19 protein-coding genes are annotated in these 16209 nt (G+C 54.8%); 6 read left to right on the top strand and 13 right to left on the bottom strand.

The features are described from left to right. Window positions 1-56: 56 nt before the first annotated feature. The 3 genes from ACR0BU_RS16570 to ACR0BU_RS16560 form a co-directional block, all read right to left on the bottom strand. Window positions 57-1160 carry a DNA methyltransferase gene (locus tag ACR0BU_RS16570; protein ID WP_480738101.1) on the bottom strand — a complete coding sequence of 368 codons (1104 nt, stop codon included), beginning with the start codon at window positions 1158-1160 and terminating at the stop codon, window positions 57-59. Window positions 1161-1265: 105 nt separating this feature from the next. Then, window positions 1266-1883 (bottom strand): ribonuclease HII, encoded by a 618-nt coding sequence (locus tag ACR0BU_RS16565; protein WP_298937363.1) that lies wholly within the window; start codon window positions 1881-1883, stop codon window positions 1266-1268. A 108-nt stretch (window positions 1884-1991) separates the two neighbouring features. Continuing rightward, complete coding sequence (locus ACR0BU_RS16560) at window positions 1992-2453, bottom strand: hypothetical protein (protein ID WP_480738102.1); 462 nt, start codon at window positions 2451-2453, stop codon at window positions 1992-1994. A 175-nt stretch (window positions 2454-2628) separates the two neighbouring features. On the opposite strand from ACR0BU_RS16560, the gene ACR0BU_RS16555 reads away from it, so the two are divergent. The 3 genes from ACR0BU_RS16555 (at window position 2629) to ACR0BU_RS16545 (ending at window position 5268) form a co-directional block, all read left to right on the top strand. After that, window positions 2629-2916, top strand: coding sequence for a hypothetical protein (locus tag ACR0BU_RS16555; RefSeq protein ID WP_298937365.1), 288 nt, complete (start codon window positions 2629-2631; stop codon window positions 2914-2916). Beyond that, window positions 2888-3589 carry a winged helix-turn-helix domain-containing protein gene (locus tag ACR0BU_RS16550; protein ID WP_300070634.1) on the top strand — a complete coding sequence of 234 codons (702 nt, stop codon included), beginning with the start codon at window positions 2888-2890 and terminating at the stop codon, window positions 3587-3589. Before ACR0BU_RS16555 ends, ACR0BU_RS16550 begins: the two co-directional genes overlap by 29 nt. A 104-nt stretch (window positions 3590-3693) precedes the next feature. Next, a complete protein-coding gene (locus ACR0BU_RS16545) occupies window positions 3694-5268 on the top strand; it encodes a DUF427 domain-containing protein (RefSeq protein ID WP_480738103.1) in 1575 nt (524 codons plus the stop codon). Window positions 5269-5373: 105 nt separating this feature from the next. On the opposite strand, the gene ACR0BU_RS16540 is transcribed toward ACR0BU_RS16545, so the two are convergent. The 6 genes from ACR0BU_RS16540 to ACR0BU_RS16515 all read right to left on the bottom strand — a co-directional run bounded on the left by ACR0BU_RS16540 (window position 5374) and on the right by ACR0BU_RS16515 (window position 9101). Continuing rightward, window positions 5374-6171 (bottom strand): DUF1217 domain-containing protein, encoded by a 798-nt coding sequence (locus ACR0BU_RS16540; RefSeq protein ID WP_480738104.1) that lies wholly within the window; start codon window positions 6169-6171, stop codon window positions 5374-5376. After that, window positions 6168-6569, bottom strand: coding sequence for a flagellar biosynthesis repressor FlbT (gene flbT, locus ACR0BU_RS16535; RefSeq protein WP_480738105.1), 402 nt, complete (start codon window positions 6567-6569; stop codon window positions 6168-6170). Before flbT ends, ACR0BU_RS16540 begins: the two co-directional genes overlap by 4 nt. After that, window positions 6569-6943 (bottom strand): flagellar biosynthesis regulator FlaF, encoded by a 375-nt coding sequence (gene flaF, locus ACR0BU_RS16530; RefSeq protein WP_298937370.1) that lies wholly within the window; start codon window positions 6941-6943, stop codon window positions 6569-6571. The genes flbT and flaF overlap by 1 nt, the downstream gene beginning before the upstream one ends. 77 nt (window positions 6944-7020) lie before the next feature. Further along, entirely contained in the window at window positions 7021-8268 is a 1248-nt protein-coding gene (locus tag ACR0BU_RS16525) for a flagellin (RefSeq protein ID WP_298937371.1), read from the bottom strand. 208 nt (window positions 8269-8476) lie between these two features. Then, window positions 8477-8836 (bottom strand): flagellar biosynthesis protein FlgN, encoded by a 360-nt coding sequence (locus ACR0BU_RS16520; RefSeq protein WP_480738106.1) that lies wholly within the window; start codon window positions 8834-8836, stop codon window positions 8477-8479. Beyond that, on the bottom strand, window positions 8826-9101 hold the full coding sequence (locus tag ACR0BU_RS16515; RefSeq protein WP_300070615.1) for a rod-binding protein: 276 nt from the start codon (window positions 9099-9101) through the stop codon (window positions 8826-8828). Before ACR0BU_RS16515 ends, ACR0BU_RS16520 begins: the two co-directional genes overlap by 11 nt. A gap of 111 nt (window positions 9102-9212) precedes the next feature. Between ACR0BU_RS16515 and ACR0BU_RS16510 the strand changes: the two genes are divergently transcribed. The 3 genes from ACR0BU_RS16510 to ACR0BU_RS16500 are packed head-to-tail and all read left to right on the top strand — an operon-like array spanning window position 9213 to window position 12036. Beyond that, a complete protein-coding gene (locus tag ACR0BU_RS16510; RefSeq protein WP_480738107.1) occupies window positions 9213-10448 on the top strand; it encodes a flagellar hook-length control protein FliK in 1236 nt (411 codons plus the stop codon). A gap of 3 nt (window positions 10449-10451) precedes the next feature. Next, window positions 10452-11114: a flagellar hook capping FlgD N-terminal domain-containing protein gene (locus ACR0BU_RS16505; protein ID WP_298937375.1), complete on the top strand. Its 663-nt coding sequence runs from the start codon at window positions 10452-10454 to the stop codon at window positions 11112-11114. A 58-nt stretch (window positions 11115-11172) separates the two neighbouring features. After that, on the top strand, window positions 11173-12036 hold the full coding sequence (locus ACR0BU_RS16500; protein WP_480738108.1) for a phosphotransferase family protein: 864 nt from the start codon (window positions 11173-11175) through the stop codon (window positions 12034-12036). A gap of 12 nt (window positions 12037-12048) precedes the next feature. On the opposite strand, the gene ACR0BU_RS16495 is transcribed toward ACR0BU_RS16500, so the two are convergent. From ACR0BU_RS16495 to ACR0BU_RS16480, 4 genes are read right to left on the bottom strand one after another with little or no spacing between them, the layout of a single operon-like run. Beyond that, on the bottom strand, window positions 12049-13350 hold the full coding sequence (locus tag ACR0BU_RS16495) for an NAD(P)/FAD-dependent oxidoreductase (protein WP_480738109.1): 1302 nt from the start codon (window positions 13348-13350) through the stop codon (window positions 12049-12051). After that, on the bottom strand, window positions 13347-14165 hold the full coding sequence (locus tag ACR0BU_RS16490) for an ABC transporter permease (RefSeq protein ID WP_298937378.1): 819 nt from the start codon (window positions 14163-14165) through the stop codon (window positions 13347-13349). The genes ACR0BU_RS16495 and ACR0BU_RS16490 overlap by 4 nt, the downstream gene beginning before the upstream one ends. After that, on the bottom strand, window positions 14162-15052 hold the full coding sequence (locus ACR0BU_RS16485) for an ABC transporter permease subunit (RefSeq protein WP_299081967.1): 891 nt from the start codon (window positions 15050-15052) through the stop codon (window positions 14162-14164). Before ACR0BU_RS16485 ends, ACR0BU_RS16490 begins: the two co-directional genes overlap by 4 nt. Beyond that, on the bottom strand, window positions 15052-16179 hold the full coding sequence (locus ACR0BU_RS16480; protein WP_298937380.1) for an ABC transporter ATP-binding protein: 1128 nt from the start codon (window positions 16177-16179) through the stop codon (window positions 15052-15054). Before ACR0BU_RS16480 ends, ACR0BU_RS16485 begins: the two co-directional genes overlap by 1 nt. Window positions 16180-16209: the final 30 nt, after the last annotated feature.

Genomic DNA, 16209 nt, shown 5'->3' with positions numbered 1-16209 from the left:
GCGGGGCAAGGCGTAGTGCCTTGTGTCAGGCCACAGGCACCGGCGGTATTTGGTTGTCAGCTGTGCAGTTCCGATCGGATCTGCTGGCGCAGCACGTCGATTGGTACGGTTTTTCCATCGCGCTTAAAGCACCAATAGGTCCAGCCATTGCAAGATGGTGCATTCTCAAGATGCGCACCGACCTGATGGATCGAGCCTTTGACGTTGTCGCCCACCAGCGTGCCATCGGCACGCACTTTGGCTTTGTGGCGCTGGTTCATGGAATATAGCTCTTCGCCAGGACGCAGCATGCCGCGTTCGACCAACTGGCCGAAAGGCACACGCGGTTCGGCGCGTTTGCTGGCGCTGACTTCCAATGCCTCACGGTCAAACTTACGGACCTTGGCGATGCGTTTTTCAGCCACCTTGCGATAGCTTTCCTCGCGCTCGATCCCGATGAATTCGCGGCCCAGCATCTTGGCGACAGCGCCAGTTGTGCCTGTGCCAAAGAACGGGTCCAAAATAACATCACCTGGATTGGTTGATCCAATCAGAACCCGGTGCAGCAGCGACTCGGGCTTTTGCGTCGGGTGCGCCTTGTCGCCGTTTTCATCTTTCAGACGCTCATGCCCGGTACAGATCGGCAGCACCCAATCGCTGCGCATCTGTACGCCTTCATTCAGAGCTTTCAGCGCCTCGTAGTTGAAGGTGTATTTCGCACCTTCCTGTTTCGAGGCCCAAATCATCGTCTCATGCGCGTTGGTAAAACGCTTGCCGCGGAAATTCGGCATCGGGTTAGACTTGCGCCAGACCACGTCATTCAAAATCCAATAGCCTGCATCCTGCAAGGCCGTGCCTACACGGAAGATATTATGGTACGATCCAATCACCCAGATCGCGCCATTCGGCTTCAACAGGCGATGGGCTGCTTTAAGCCACTCTCGTGTGAACTTGTCGTAAACGCCAAAGCTGGAAAATTGGTCCCAATGATCGTCAACTGCGTCTACCTGAGAGTTGTCAGGGCGATGCAACTGGCCTTTCAGTTGCAAGTTGTAGGGCGGGTCCGCAAAAATCAGGTCCACGGATGCCGCAGGAAGACTGTTCATCACATCGATGCAGTCCCCGGATAGAATCGTGTTTAACGGGAGCGCGGCTGCGCTCTTTGTCTTGATTGTGGTCATTTCACTGCCTCGGTTCCACGGCGCTTTTGCGCTCATTTGGTTGAGACAAGGATGAGTCATCCTGGATTCGCCGTCAATTTCTTTTTTGAATCAGAGACTTACGATTTACTCTTGATACAAGATATTGTGGACCGGCTTGAAGGAACGTCTATGGTGTGGGGTCACACCAAGATTTCGCAGCGCATCGCGGTGTTGTTTTGACGGATAGCCAGCATTTGTGTCCCATCCATAGCCGGGATGCTGTTGCGCTAAATCCACCATCACTTGATCACGCCAGTTTTTGGCAAGGATCGAAGCCGCCGCAATCGACACAGATCGCGCATCCCCTTTGACCACCGCTTGCGATGCGATCTTCAAGCCGCGCGGGATCAGGTTTCCGTCAATCAACACGTAATCCGGGGCCGGTTTCAACGCGGCCACGGCTCGCTCCATCGCCAAATGCGACGCGCGCAGAATATTGATTTCGTCGATCTCAGCGACTGACGCCTTGGCAATCGCGAATTCGGCGCTCTGCCGAAGCGCGGCATCCAGAACCGCGCGGCGCTTGGCTGTCAGCTTCTTGGAATCGTTCAGCCCTTGCGGGATGTCCTTTGGATTCAAAATGACAGCAGCTGCCACCACCGGACCAGCCAACGGACCGCGCCCAACCTCATCAACACCAGCGATGCGGACATAGCCATCTGCATGCAGGACTTGCTCTAAGTTGTAATTCGGTGCTGTCATATAATCGAAAAACCGTTTTTCGTCTTACGTCGCAAGCAAAAAGAGAGGGCAGTTTTCACCACCCTCTCCTACGCAGCGTTTCTGCGACGCCGCTCCTGCTCGAAAAAGTTACTGGTAAACGACTCGATATCCTTGCTGGCGCAGGCAAGCAGGCTCGAACGCGCGCTTGACCTTTTTGCCATTCCAGAAACCGACCTTGCACTGTTGCGGCAGGCTATTGGAATGTCTGTAGTGCTTCTTGAGGCAATTGGGGCCCAACAGAGGACGATCACCGTAGGCTTTGAAAGTCCTCAGGCAACGTTGCGGCAAATCATAGCGTGCCACATGCTGCGGCAACGGTCGCACGGGCTGCGGCGTGATCACAGGCGCGGGTCGCACAGGTTCGTAATGACGTGTCGCGCGGTTTTTGCGTTTGTCTTTGTTGTAATGGTGAACTGCTGCGCCGATGATCGCGATTGCAGCCAGCCCGCCCAGAATATCACGGGTTTCAGCCGCACGGGCCTGAGACGCCGAAACCCCAGTGACTGCCACGGCAGCCGCAATGATCAGAGCAATGAATTTCCGGTGCATAGCGATGTCCTTTCGGATGTTCTGGCGATCCAGCAAAGGACCGCAAATTCGATGCTAGGACACTGGGGTTGCCGCTGTCAGACAAGCAATAGCGGCGCTTTGTTATCGGATATCAACGGCTCCAAGCCCTTTAAGTTATTGAATATCAGATGCACCCGTGCGCAGGATGCAGCCTATGAAACCGATCCTCTCTTCTCTGGCCTGCGCTGCCCTGATATCGCTTTGCTCGGCTGCATCAGCGGCTGACTGTTACGCAGATTACAAGGCAAAGCAGGACAATCCACTGCGCCTGCATTATGGCATCATGCAGGTCTCGGCCTGTGACAAAGGCCAGGCACAGCAAGAGGTCGCCCAGCGCCTAGATGCGTCGGGTTGGACCTTACTTAACGTCCTGTCCGTGTTTGGACCGGAAGGGTTGGATCAAAGGAAAACCAATGCCGGAAAATTCTATCTCCGTTTCTGATGCGCGGCGATCCGGCGTTCGTCTGGTTGGTTTGGGTATCGCCGCGATTTTGGTGATTCTGATTACGGCCGCGGTATTCCTGTTTTGGACCTTGCCAGACGCCAATGCCTTTAATGCTCGCGTCGAAAGACTGTTTGTTGAAAGCGACTTGACTGCGCAAGCCGAGATCCGTCTGTTGGAAATCCTCGCACAATCCGGCACCGCCTTCGCAGACACTTTGGCCAGCTATCGCATGGTGATTTATGTCTTGCTGGTGTTTGCATGCGCGATGCTGGTGTCAGCACTTGTTTTTCTTGTGATGCTTGTTCTGTTGAACCGGCGCATGGCACAAATTGAACGCACAGGCATTCAGGTTACATCTCTGCTGATCAGTCGCGAGGAAAACACTGTTTATCTCAACAACATGGATTTTAAGTTGACGCCCGCAGCCATGGAAACCCTTTCGGTTCTGGCTGAGTCCCGGCTGGATGACGAAGTCCTGTCGGGCGCACAGATTGAGGCGATGATTTCCGGCCGCAGCGCTGCAGATTGCGACGAAGCTGCGGGCGCTACTCGGATCAAGCGATTGCGCGATACATTGGGGAACCAGATGGTCAGTGAGTTGCTGGTGAAAAACATCGCAAAGAAGGGCTACATGCTGTCCATCGAAAAAGATGTCATTCAAATGGTTTGATCGCCCGGCGACATTGCCTGCAATGGCGAAAACCCAACTCTCCCCCTTGGAAAATCGGCCACAAAGCCCCATTCTAACAAAGCCTATGGCAAGGGAGGTCGATCATGAACGTCCACGCCACACCGAAGATCAAAGGTTATGGTATCTCCGTTGAGCCGTTAAACGGCCGGGTCGCCATTTACCGTAACGATATCCTTTTGGCCGAAAGCCAGAACGCCAAGGTGATGTACGAAACACGCCTGTCGCCCACCATTTATTTTCCGCGTCAGGATGTGAACGTGGACCTCGGTGACGAAACCGATCTGCAGACGTTTTGCCCATTCAAGGGCACAGCGACTTATCACAATGTGAATCTGGTAGGTGAAAATCTGGCCAATTCTGTCTGGTCGTACGAAGATGCTTTGCCGGAAAGTGCGGCCATTCAAGGTCACATTGGTTTCATGCCCAGCGCTTACACGTCTATCGATCTGGGCGACAACCGTCTGCGCGAACCCGAAGATGGCAACATAAGCGGCCCGTTGATTGACTGGCTGATGCGCGGTGCGTCATTGGCCGACACCCCAGAAGCCTTTACCAAGGCTTTGGCCGAAAAAATGTTGCAACACGGCGTTGCGATCCAGCGCCTTAGCATTTTGGCATGGTCCTTGCACCCGCTGATTGTCGGGAAACATTACATTTGGGAAAAAGATCAGCCCGAGATTCTAACACGGGCCCCAACATATGAAATCTACGACCACCCGGCATTCCTCAACAGCCCGTTGCGCCACGTTTCCAATGGGATGGGCGGTGTTCGTCAAAGAATAAACGATGACAACCCCCATAACAGTTTCCCGATTATGGAAGAACTGCGTGAGAAAGGGGCGACAGACTATGTAGCAATGCCGCTGCCCTTTTCGGACGGGCGCACCAATGTGCTGACCCTGACCTGCGATCATCCAGATGGTTTCACGACAGAGAATCTGGGATTGGTCTTTGAATGTGCATCAGTGATTGCCCGCTTTTACGAAGTGTTTATGCAGCGCGAGAATGCCCAAGTGCTTCTCGAAACATACGTGGGCAAGCGCTCTGGCGCTCGTGTTCTTGGGGGTGAAATCAGGCGTGGTGACGGGGACGAGATTGATGCAGCCATCATGTTCTGCGACCTGCGCGATTCCACCAGCCTGGAAGAGCGATTGGGCAGAACGGCCTACATCAATCTGCTGAACGAGTTTTTTGAAACCGTTTCAGGCATCGTCCACGATAATGGCGGTGAGGTGTTGAAGTTCATTGGCGACGCTGTGCTGGCCGTTTTCCCTGCAACCGATGACAATCCCGCCGCCGCGCGCGCCAATGCGCAACGAACTTCGATTGAAATCGTTGAAAGGTTGGGGGAATTGCGGAAATCCGAAGCAGATATCCATTGCGATTGCTCAATTGGCGTGGCGTATGGACGTGTGACATATGGCAACGTGGGGTCGCGCGAACGCCTCGATTTCACAGTGATCGGGCAAGCCGCGAACATTGCCGCTCGCCTTGGGGAATTCGGCAAAGCGTCAGGTCACCGCATTGTTGTATCCGAGGATATCGTGCCCGCTTGCGCCAATGCGCTGCCATTGGGTAAGGTCAGTCTGCACAACGTGTCGAAGCCGGTGTTATCTTTCGCGTTACGCACCTCAGCAGATGAGATTCTGAACAGATGACGCGACCCGAGGCTCTATCGAAAAATTCTGATTTATTGCGCGCAATTCATGACCTGAAGCCCATCAGAGTAAGCAGTGTGTCCAACTTTCTTGCACCGCGCGGAACTACCCAACAGCCCTCAGCAAGATCAGCGCGGTTTGAGCTGGAGAAACCGAGGTTTGCAGTTGAGCAATCTGGCTGCGCGCCTGATAGGTGTCCGTCAGTTTCTCGACAGCCTCTATATTGGCAAATTGAGCCAGATCATCCGACCCTGTTAGCTGACGTAAACGGTCCTTAAATTCGGACAACTGAGTGTCGATATCCAATTGCGCGAACTCAGACGGCAATCCAAGCGCTGTCTCCATCATGCTGCGAAGCGGTGGCAATCCCATCAGATCGAACCATTTCGTATCACCACTGGAACCGCTCTTCGCCAGATCGACCAACTGATGTTGGGCATACAGCGAAATACGCATCGTTTCATCAGATTCACCAACCGAAATCTCAAAACGATTGACCAAGTTTTTATGAGCGACTTTCTCCATATTTGTGACAAGCCCCGTTTTTCTGACCTCACCTGGGCCGAATCCAAAAGCATCAGAAAACTCGCGATATCTTTTGTCCGACAGACGGTTGGACAGCGCGTCTTGCGCGTTGGTCCCATCTTCCAGAACTTTTTGAATAAAGAACCGGTTGTTCAGATCGCCTTCCAATCCAAAGGCGCCCAGCGCGACCTGCAGTAACCGCCGATCAGATACCAGGTCTTCTGCGGATTGAACCTTGCCGATATTGTCCAGAAAATACTTGGTTTCTCTCTCATTTACGTTCGAAGACGTGAAGCTTTCAATCTGGGCGTCATATGTGCGCTGAAGAAACCGCCAGCCGACCAGCCCACCTGTTGGTATGACGGGTTGGAATGTCATTGTTGATACGCCATCAACCGCTCTTCCCGCGGCAACAAAGACCGCAAGGATTTGAGGCATTTGTAGTAGTTCTCAGCAACCAGCGCGTCCGTTGCTTTAGCCAATACGCGACGACTGTCGGCGTCAGTAAAGACCTGGCTCAGTTCTTCGACGCGGCGCAACAAATGCTGACGGGCACGATCTGGCTCCATGTCTCCCGACAGTACAAGTTGGGCTGCGTAACACACGCGGCGCACCGGCGTATTCGCCTCATTCGGGTGAATCGCATCCCGCAGCCGCAAAACGTTTGCCTCAGGTGTCACGATCGAAAACCGGCTACGGCGGTCCCCGTTTTCGATCACAACACCGTTGATCAGAACCCTCTCTTTTGGGGCAAGCTTCAAAACCAGCCCACCCATCAGGTCGCCCTCATCTGGCGCAACCCGCGCAGAACAGCTGTGTTGATTTCAAGAAGAGGTTCGACTGTAGCATTGTTGCCCAGGATCTGGCTGCTGTGATGTTCAGTGAATTCGGCCAGATAGAAGATCCGGGCTCTAAGATCGTTTGGCAAAGCGTTATCCGAATCTGAAACACCGGTCGCCAGAACCGTCCACAATCGTCTGTTCTCGTGCAATGCTTGCACAAACGCAGAGAAATCCGTCGTTTTTTGGGCTGCGGCCGCTTTGAGCCGACGCGTGATTTTCGAAATTGCTTCGTATTCCGTGTCACGCGGCGTGCGTATCGGAGCGGCAGTCTGCGCATATGCATTTTGAGCAAGCGTTTGCGGTGTCACTTGAAGTCCTTCCAATGTGCCGTCTTTAGGCGATCAGGGTTGGGGCGCGAAAGCCGCGCCCCAACCAGATTCCGAGCTTAACGAAACAGCGATAGGATCGATTGCGGCGCCTGATTAGCAATCGACAACGACTGCGTCGCCAGCTGTTGCTGAACCTGCAGCGCCTGCAGACGGGCAGATGTCTCTTCCATATCCGCATCGACCAGAGAGCCGATCCCCGATCTGAACGAGTCGGTCAGGTTAGAGACGAAGTTCTGCTGAGTCTCAATCCGCCCTTGTGCCGAACCAAAGGCTGCGGCGGCGTCGATTGATGTGTTGATCAGTGTCTCAATCGTACCAAGTGCCGCGGCTGCTCCCGCGTCAGAAGACACGTCAACCGAGCTTAGCGCACCAAGCCCACCGGACCCAGCATTGGTGAACTGGGCCGACACAGTAACGTCACGATCAGCATCTGCACCAGCTGTCGCTGTACCTGTTACGAAAGACAGCGTACCCGCCGCGCTGGAATCATAATCGATAGCAACGCCGGTGATACCAAGCGCGTCGATCTGATTCTTCAGCCCGACGGCAACAATGGCATCAGTATAGGCGGCATCATAAGTGCCAGACGGGTCAAGATCACCGGCCTGAACCGTGTAAGACGCCACTTTGTCACCAATGGTAATCGCGATCTTGTCACCGGCTGCAAAGTTGTCGGTCCCGCTGTTGATCACGATGTCACCGCTGCCACCGGATTTGTCCATGGTGAAACCGGCCGCATCGTTATCAGTTGTTGCGTTATCCGATCCCGCAAGGACGCCTTTGCTGGTGTAACCGCCGGTCGACAAATCCTGACTTGCAACCGAAATCGATGATGAGCTCACGTTGCCGGAACTGTCGCGGTCCAGCGAGGACAGGATCGAAGCAGTCCCTGCCGAGCCATCCACCAGATTCAGGCCGTTAAACTGCGCAGCTCCAACGACCGAGGCGATCTGATCCCGCAGCGCGCCGACATCGTCATTGATTTTATCTCGGTCAACGTTGTCTTCCTGAGCGGAAACGATCTTTTCCTTCATCTGGGTCAGAAGATCGGTCACTGTTTCAGATGCGTTTCGCGCAACCGCAACTGTCGATTCACCCAAGGCCAGACTGTCTTTGATTGCCTTGAATCCTTTGACGTCCGATTCCATGACCTTGGAAATTGCCCAAACAGCAGAGTTATCTTTTGCAGTGGCAACGTCCTTACCGGTCGAAATCGCGTTCTGGGTCATTTCCAGGTTTTTGTTGACCGACTTCAGGGTCTGCAGCGCAACCATTGCGCCATTATTTGTCAGAATGCTGGACATAGTTTTCATCCTTTTCCGTTCGGGCCTTTAAGCCGCTGTTCACCCCACAGAATCTGCGGGAAATGGTGTCTTTCTGACCTGTGCGATGCGCCGTGCGGCTGTTCGCGCCACCTGCTGTTTCAGGTGCAGGATCACTTTTAAGGCCGATCCCCTAACGGAGTGCTAAAACGCGCGAACCGGAAATTTCGGATTTGAATCAAACTTTCGTCTATGCCCGCTTTTCCAGTTTTGCATGACCACGAACTGGAAAACCGCTGCGCTGCCCGTCTGCGCCATAAGTGCTGAACTCCTGCCGAATTCGTCTTAGCTCGGCCATTCGACCAGCGACCGCGCGAATTCCTTCCGCAGCGCTGTTCAGTAATGCCTGATTTCGCTCGACCTTGTTTTGTACTCGACTCAGCTCGTTACTGTCGCGAACATGAAGATCATTGATCGAACCGATCAGCTTTTCCTTTTCTGGTGCCATATGCGTCAACAGATCCAAATCCCCTTCCACCAGCGCTGCGCGCTCCAGATCCAAAATTTCTTCGAGCGAATTGATGAGGGATGTATTGGGGTCAGGTGTCATTTGTTTTCTCCATCATTGATTGCAGAAGAATTTCGGACAATCCGACGCCACCAGATCGGGCCAGTTGCTGAGCTTGATGCTGTACAAGAAACGAAGAAAACTGATCCTCGCCCGCGCCGCCCCCAAAGGATTGCCGTGTTTTGCCCAAGCCTGCGGATTTCAGCAATTCAGCCAAAAACGCCGCTTCGAGGTCTTCGACCGCAGCCTGAAGCCTGTTCGCGGTTGACGGCGGGGTGGCCATCTGGGGCAGTGGGGAAACCTTCATTGCTTTCTCCGAAAATTGCTTCGAACTTTCTCGATCAAAGGTGAAAGCAGTTAAAATAAACGTAACTTCCTGCAGGCAAATTCCCGGTGAGACAAACGGAGCCGGAGCAAAATGCCCAACCCGCTTACACTGGCAACCTCGACGCCAACCACGCCCAATAAACCCGGCGCCGGCCAAAGGGAAAATCACGATTCCAAAGAATCGACAAGCTTCCTTGACGTCATGAAGAAAGAGGACATTCCCTCCGAACCGGAGGCCATGATTGCAGACGCTCAGGACACGGAAGCGGAGGTAGAGGCCAGGACCCCTGACGTTGAAGGAACCCCTCCCTTACCGCCCAAGTTGCTGGTCGAAAATCAAGTATCCCAGCCAACAAGGGTCGCTGAAAGTATGGCCACTACTCAGCCGGTAAACGACGGCACCTCCGAGGTTGCTCCAACACAAAGTGAAACATCCAAGGTCGTCACTCCTGAGACCAATCTCGTGGACGAAGTGCAGAGACCGGTTTTGAGACGAGATAACCAACCAATGCCCGCACCACCAAGCGCGACGCCTGTGCCGTCTGAGGGTAAAAATGCAGGAAACCCCGCCTCTGCAACACGGGGATCTGAGATCATTCGCTCGGACGGACCGGCGACCGCCCAAACAGCGCACTCCGTCGGACCAGTTTCCAAACTCGTGGTCAACCCGTCCGCAATGGGTTCGCGGCTGGCCGATGATCCGCAATCACCCCCTATCCCGGCGGGCACAAGCGCCCGGACGAATGCGCCAAAGCCTGCTCCGACCGTAGCGCTGATTCAATTGATCGCTGCGGCCAAGGCCGCCGACTTAGACGAGTTTCAGCAAAGCGAAAAAGCAGAAGGGCTGTTTTCTTCAAGGGATGAGCCATCACTTCACACCACGCGCGGATCGGGGGCTCAACTGATTTCAACATCGGCGACAACGCGCGCCGAAATCGCTAGGGTGATTGCTGACCAACTGGCTGCTGCCATCCAGTCAAGACCCGGTTCCGGGGCGATTAAAATCGCCCTGAACCCGGAAGAACTGGGGCGCGTTTCCATCGTGTTGAATGGTCGAGAAGACGGGTTGCACGTGACAATTGCGGCAGAGCGCCCCGAGACGCTGGACCTGATGCGACGGCACATGGCGACCCTGACGGCAGAGTTCCAGAAACTAGGATATGGCGAGATGTCTTTCGATCTGGGAACTTCGGCAGATCAACACAACGAGAACGCAGGTTCGCAGGCAGGATCGCTTTTCGAACCGACCGCCGACGAAAGTGAGATTCGAACTGACCCCGTTCCTCGGCGCACCGCCCCGGGCAGGGGTATTGATATGAGGCTTTGAAGCATGATCAATCCAACTCAAGCCACACAACACGCGGCGCAGAACCAGTCTACCACAGCATCAAAAACGTCCGCAGTGACTTCGGATTTCGAAACGTTTTTGCTGATGATGACTACGCAAGCGCAAAATCAGGATCCTTTGGAACCAATGGATTCGTCGGACTATGCGTCGCAGCTGGCGCAGTTTTCGATGGTAGAACAACAGGTGCAGACCAATGACCTGCTGGCCGCGTTGGCGACCGCGATGGGCAGCGTAAATCTAGATGAATTAGCGAGTTGGGTTGGCATGGACGTTCGGTCTGCATCGGCTTTTCACTTTGATGATGAACCGATCACCCTGTTTACTCAACCGGATCCTGCGGCAGACGAGACGACTTTGGTGATCCGCGATGAAGAGGGTAATGTCATCGATCGCATCACAGTGCCGGTAACCGAAACGGAATTTGTATGGGCCGGTACGGATTCTGCTGGCAACCCGTTGGCATCGGGGACCTACTCAGCAACGCTGGAAAGTTATGAAAACGGGAAACTACTGTCCGAACAATTGGCGTCATCCTATCACCGTGTTGTCGAAGCGCAGGCCGGGGATGATGCGATTGTCTTGACGCTGGAAGGCGGTCTGGTGATATCAGCAACAGAGGTCACGGCGATCCGAACAGGCGCTTGATCTGACGGACTGGACGGGCCAAACCTTGGCAACTTCCGACTCGCCAGAAGAATTGGTAATGCCGCTGTCCGATTTGCCCTCACCACCTTCCGATCTAGTTCGGCAGCTCCAAGATCAGGGGTTGATCGGCTCGGGTGCGCGATTTGAAACGCTGTATGGTGGGCGCACCAATCAAGTGTGGAAGGTTCTTGGGGGCGATGGCGACAAAGTTCTGAAACTGTACCAAACATCCCTTAGAAATCCGCTGTTCCGCAACGATGCAGAACTAGAGGCGCGTTGCCTAAAGGCCTTGGAGGCTTCTGGTTTCGTGCCTCGATTGCGGGCGACCGGCCAGCATCAGAACGATCATTGGGTTTTTTACGACCACGCGCCTGGATCACCTTGGCGGGAAAATCCTGAACCTGTCGCGAAATTGCTGCGCAAGTTGCATTCGCATCCGGTCCTAGACGTCGCCCCGGATGGGTGCAATGGCAGCGCTGATCTCACGGCGCACGGGCAAAAGATATTGGATGGGTGCGCATCAGAAACCCGCCGTAGACTGATCAAATTGCGCCCAGCGCATAAGGTACCTGCGACCACCCAAACCTGCCTGATCCATGGCGACCCTGTTGCCGGGAATATTCTTGTGGCGGAAAGCGGGGTGACATTGATTGACTGGCAATGCCCGGCTGTGGGCGACCCTTGCGAAGACATCGCCTTGTTTCTGTCACCGGCCATGCAACGCCTTTATCGGGGCACACCCCTGACCGCCAAGGAAGTAGACCGATTCCTGTCAGCCTACAAACACCCAGAGATCATCGCCCGTTTCGAAGTTCTTCGTCCATGGTTTGCATGGCGTATGGCCGCATATTGCTTGTGGCGTGTCGAGAATGGCGCCACCGACTATACTGAGGGGTTGCGGTTGGAAATGGAGACGCTCTGAGTTGATGAGATCTCAGAGATCGGCAAACGCCATAGCAGCGTAAGCGGGCGGCATGATCGCGCGACGCCAGCGACCAAAAGGAAACCGCCGCGGAGTCTGTGTCATTGGCGTAGGCAGGTTACTGTCTTGCCCCAACGCCAGTCGCGCCAACGCCCTTCCACAATAAGTCCCCATGGCGACACCATTTCCGTGATAGGCAAAGCCGGCAAGCAGTCCCGCCTGCCCCTGCACAGGCCCAACAAACGGCAGCAATCCACGCGACATGCACACCATACCCGACCAGATATGAGTCGCTTCGACCCGTGACCATTCGGGAAACATGCGCTGAAAATCCTGTTGCACCTTTTGCCGAATTGCGGCCTCGCTGCGCGGGGAGGATCGCAACCCGCCCCGCATGCCGAACAGAAAACGCCCATCCGGCATCAGTCGAAAATAGTGCAGCAGGTTTCGGGTATCATAGCACATCTGATCCGACGTCCACCCCTGCGCCAACCGCTCTGCTTGGCTTAGGGGTCGGGTCACCATAACGGTGGATTGCGCAGGCATGTATCGGGCAGACATCCAGGCTGGTATATCCTCGCTGGAATATCCGTTGGTGCAGACAAGAACCTTTTTGGCGTTGACCCGACTGTTGGGTGTCTGCAGCACAAACCCTGATCCCACATTCTGTATGCTTAGAACCGGGCTTTTTTGGAAGAATTCAACGCCAAGGGCCGCGGCGGCTTTTGCTATTCCGAAAAGATATTTCCGTGGGTTCAATCCAAATCCTACCGGCAGAGTGAGCCCTCCGTGGAACGACCCTCCGATACCTATCCCGGTCAATTCATGTTGCTCGTGCAAAGTTCCCGACGCATCCACAGTCCGGCGCAGCTTTTCCATCGCGCGAGGGGAGTGAGCCAGCTGCGTTTCGCCTTGCGAATGGGTATCAGCTTCGATTTCATGAACCGCCAGCAGATCCGATACCAACTGAACAGCGTCCAGTTCAGCCTGGCCATAAGCTTGTGCCGCCGATTGCCCAAACCGGCGTGCAATTTTTGCGTGATCAAGCTTTGCCCCGCCTAGACAACAAAATCCGCCATTGCGACCTGATGCGCCCCATCCTGGCGTTTCAGCTTCGAACACGGCGACGGAAACTGCGCTTTCGACCAGATGCAATGCGGCAGAAACACCGGTGAAACCACCTCCGATGATCGCAACATCCACACTGGTTTCATCCTGATGCTCGGGCCAATCCGGGCCGTCGATTGTCTCATCCCACCAACACCCCTCGCGCGGTCCAGGGCCGTAGGTGTAGTCTGGGAAAATACGCCTCATTCCGCGCGTTCAGCCGCCATTTCGTCCTGCCGTTGGCGCATCATCGCGCGCTTGGTGACCAGCGATGCGGTGACGACGCCAACAGTGACGACCGCAATCATGATTGTTGAAAGCGCGTTGATTTCGGGACTTACACCCAAGCGCACCGCCGAGAAAATTTTGATCGGCAAGGTCGTGGCTGACGGGCCCGAGGTAAAGGACGCGATCACCAGATCATCCAGCGACAAGGTAAAGGCCAACAACCACCCCGAGATCACCGCCGGCGCAATGATTGGCAGGGTCACGAGGCGAAAGGCCTGAGCAGATGAACATCCCAAATCCAACGCCGCTTCTTCCAGTGATTGATCAAAGGTCACGAGGCGCGACGATACAACGACGGAAACAAAGCACATCGAAAACGTCGTATGCGCCAAAACGATCGTCAGAATACCCCGATCAAGCCCGATGCCGATGAACAATAACAGCAGGGACAAACCTGTGATCACTTCGGGCATCACCAGCGGGGCGTAGATCATACCCGAGAACAGCGTACGGCCAAAGAAACGCCCGCCGCGCACAAGCACATACGCCGCCGCTGTGCCTAGAACAGTTGCCAGTGTCGAAGAGAACACCGCGACGCGTACAGTAACCCATGCAGCATCCAGAAATGCTTCGTTCTGAACCAGTTCACCGTACCATTTGGTCGAGAACCCGGCCCAGACAGTGACCAGTTTGCTTTCGTTAAAGCTGAAGATGATCAGGATGATCATCGGGATATAGAGGAAGGCAAACCCCAGCGTCAGGGAAACCGTGTTGAACCAGCTTAACCTGTTCATTGCTCGGCCTCCGTCTGCTTTTGCTGGTTGCGTTGGAACAGTACGATCGGGATGATCAGGATCAGCAGGAGAACCACCGCCACGGCACTTGCGACTGGCCAGTCCCGGTTCGAGAAAAACTCTTCCCACAACACCTTGCCGATCATCAGCGTACCGGATCCACCCAGCAGGGACGGGATGACGAATTCACCTATCACCGGAATCATCACAAGGAAGCACCCGGCAATGATGCCCGGACGGGACAACGGGATTGTGACCAGCCAGAACGCCTGCACGCGCGAACAGCCCAAGTCTTCGGCAGCCTCGATCAGAGATCCATCCATCCGTTCAAGCGCCGAATAGATCGGGAGAATCATGAAAGGCAGATAAGTGTAGACGATGCCGATATAGACCGCGGTATTCGTGTTCAGAATGGTCAGCGGAGTCGAGATGATACCCGTCCACAGCAACAACTGGTTCAGGTACCCGCCCTCGCTGAGAATACCCATCCACGCGTACACACGGATCAGGAACGAGGTCCAGAATGGCAGGATGACCAGCATCATCAGGGTTGGGCGCCATTCTTCCGGCGCTCTGGCCATGCCGTATGCGATGGGGTAACCAACGATCAGTGTCAGCACGGTCGAGATCAGCGCGATCTTGACGCTGGACAGATAGGCTTTCCAATACAGGTCATCTTCTGTCAGCCAAACGAAATTCTCCAGATCTAATTGGCTGAAAAACTCTCTGATACCGGCCCAACCCTGAGACAGATCCAGCGTCGGTGTGTAGGGCGGGATCGCAAGGGCCGTGTCAGACAGCGAAATTTTCAGAACGATGAAGAATGGCACCATAAACAGGGCCAAAAGCCAGACATATGGAACGGCGATCAAAAAGGCGCGGCGCATCAGTTGGCCAGCAAAACCGCAGCCGTTGCTGTCCAGGACAGCCAGACCGGGTCTTCCCAAGTGAAGGATCGACGCGAGATTCGCCGGGTATTGGCCGATTGCGCCTTGATAACAGTGCCATTCGCCAGCTCGACATAGTAGGTGGATAAGTTGCCCAGATAGGCGATGTCATGCACTTTGCCCTGGATGGCGTTTACGGCGTCTTCTGGCCTCTCGGCGGAGATTGTCACCTTCTCGGGCCGGATCGCCAGATGGCACGATTGGCCGTTGGACAATGCAGTGGCTGAGGTCGCAGTCAGTGGCGTCTGCCCTTCGGCCCAATCGACCTGATAAGTCTCATCTCCGCCCGGCGTTGCGCGACCTTCGATAATATTCACGTCGCCAATAAAATCCGCCACGTAAACCGAGTTCGGGTTTTCATAGATGCGATCGGGCGTGGCAACTTGTTTCAATTGCCCCTGATCCATCACAGCAACACGGCTGGCAACGGTCATCGCCTCTTCCTGATCGTGGGTCACAATCACGAAAGTGGTGCCGGTCTTTTCCTGAATGTCCATCAGTTCGAATTGCGTGTCTTGCCGCAGCTTCTTGTCCAAAGCGCCCAACGGTTCATCCAGCAACAGCAGTTTGGGCGCTTTGGCCAGCGATCGCGCCAATGCCACGCGCTGACGTTGCCCGCCCGAGATCTGATGCGGTTTGCGGCGGGCGAATTGTTCCAGTCGGGTCAGGCGTAACATCTCTTCGACGCGTTCTTGCAGATCATGTTTGGGCATGTTGTCCCTGCGCAAACCAAAGGCAATGTTGTCCCAGATGCTCAGATGCGGAAACAGGGCATAAGACTGGAACATCATGTTTACGGCGCGTTTGTTGGGCGGGATCGGATCAATGTCCTGACCCCCAAGCAGAATGTGCCCTTCTGTCGGGGTTTCAAACCCGGCCAGCATCCGCATCATCGTGGTTTTCCCACAGCCGGACGGCCCCAGCAAAGCAAAGAATTCACGCTCGAAAATGTCCAGAGACAGGTTGTCGATTGCCGTGAAGCTCCCGAAACGCTTGGTCACATTTTGGAACTGGATCAATGGTTTCGCCTGTGGGTCTTCCCACGGCGCAAAAACGTCAGAGTTCAAAGCGGCCCCCGCATGTCGGTCAGGACAGAA

The sequence above is a fragment of the Ruegeria sp. CK2 genome (assembly GCF_056536585.1).
This window is presented reverse-complemented; position numbering and strand designations above follow the sequence as displayed.

Bases quoted from the DNA above. Each gene is read 5' to 3' on its own strand.
- ACR0BU_RS16485 (WP_299081967.1), bottom strand. From the start codon at position 15,052: ATGCGCCGCGCCTTTTTGATCGCCGTTCCATATGTCTGGCTTTTGGCC.
- flbT (WP_480738105.1), bottom strand. From the start codon at position 6,569: ATGGGTGGGCTGGTTTTGAAGCTTGCCCCAAAAGAGAGGGTTCTGATC.
- ACR0BU_RS16515 (WP_300070615.1), bottom strand. From the start codon at position 9,101: ATGAAGGTTTCCCCACTGCCCCAGATGGCCACCCCGCCGTCAACCGCG.
- ACR0BU_RS16510 (WP_480738107.1), top strand. From the start codon at position 9,213: ATGCCCAACCCGCTTACACTGGCAACCTCGACGCCAACCACGCCCAAT.
- ACR0BU_RS16555 (WP_298937365.1), top strand. From the start codon at position 2,629: ATGAAACCGATCCTCTCTTCTCTGGCCTGCGCTGCCCTGATATCGCTT.
- ACR0BU_RS16505 (WP_298937375.1), top strand. From the start codon at position 10,452: ATGATCAATCCAACTCAAGCCACACAACACGCGGCGCAGAACCAGTCT.
- ACR0BU_RS16545 (WP_480738103.1), top strand. From the start codon at position 3,694: ATGAACGTCCACGCCACACCGAAGATCAAAGGTTATGGTATCTCCGTT.
- ACR0BU_RS16525 (WP_298937371.1), bottom strand. From the start codon at position 8,268: ATGTCCAGCATTCTGACAAATAATGGCGCAATGGTTGCGCTGCAGACC.
- ACR0BU_RS16495 (WP_480738109.1), bottom strand. From the start codon at position 13,350: ATGAGGCGTATTTTCCCAGACTACACCTACGGCCCTGGACCGCGCGAG.
- ACR0BU_RS16540 (WP_480738104.1), bottom strand. From the start codon at position 6,171: ATGACATTCCAACCCGTCATACCAACAGGTGGGCTGGTCGGCTGGCGG.
- ACR0BU_RS16520 (WP_480738106.1), bottom strand. From the start codon at position 8,836: ATGACACCTGACCCCAATACATCCCTCATCAATTCGCTCGAAGAAATT.
- ACR0BU_RS16570 (WP_480738101.1), bottom strand. From the start codon at position 1,160: ATGACCACAATCAAGACAAAGAGCGCAGCCGCGCTCCCGTTAAACACG.
- ACR0BU_RS16500 (WP_480738108.1), top strand. From the start codon at position 11,173: ATGCCGCTGTCCGATTTGCCCTCACCACCTTCCGATCTAGTTCGGCAG.
- ACR0BU_RS16565 (WP_298937363.1), bottom strand. From the start codon at position 1,883: ATGACAGCACCGAATTACAACTTAGAGCAAGTCCTGCATGCAGATGGC.
- ACR0BU_RS16560 (WP_480738102.1), bottom strand. From the start codon at position 2,453: ATGCACCGGAAATTCATTGCTCTGATCATTGCGGCTGCCGTGGCAGTC.
- ACR0BU_RS16550 (WP_300070634.1), top strand. From the start codon at position 2,888: ATGCCGGAAAATTCTATCTCCGTTTCTGATGCGCGGCGATCCGGCGTT.
- ACR0BU_RS16490 (WP_298937378.1), bottom strand. From the start codon at position 14,165: ATGAACAGGTTAAGCTGGTTCAACACGGTTTCCCTGACGCTGGGGTTT.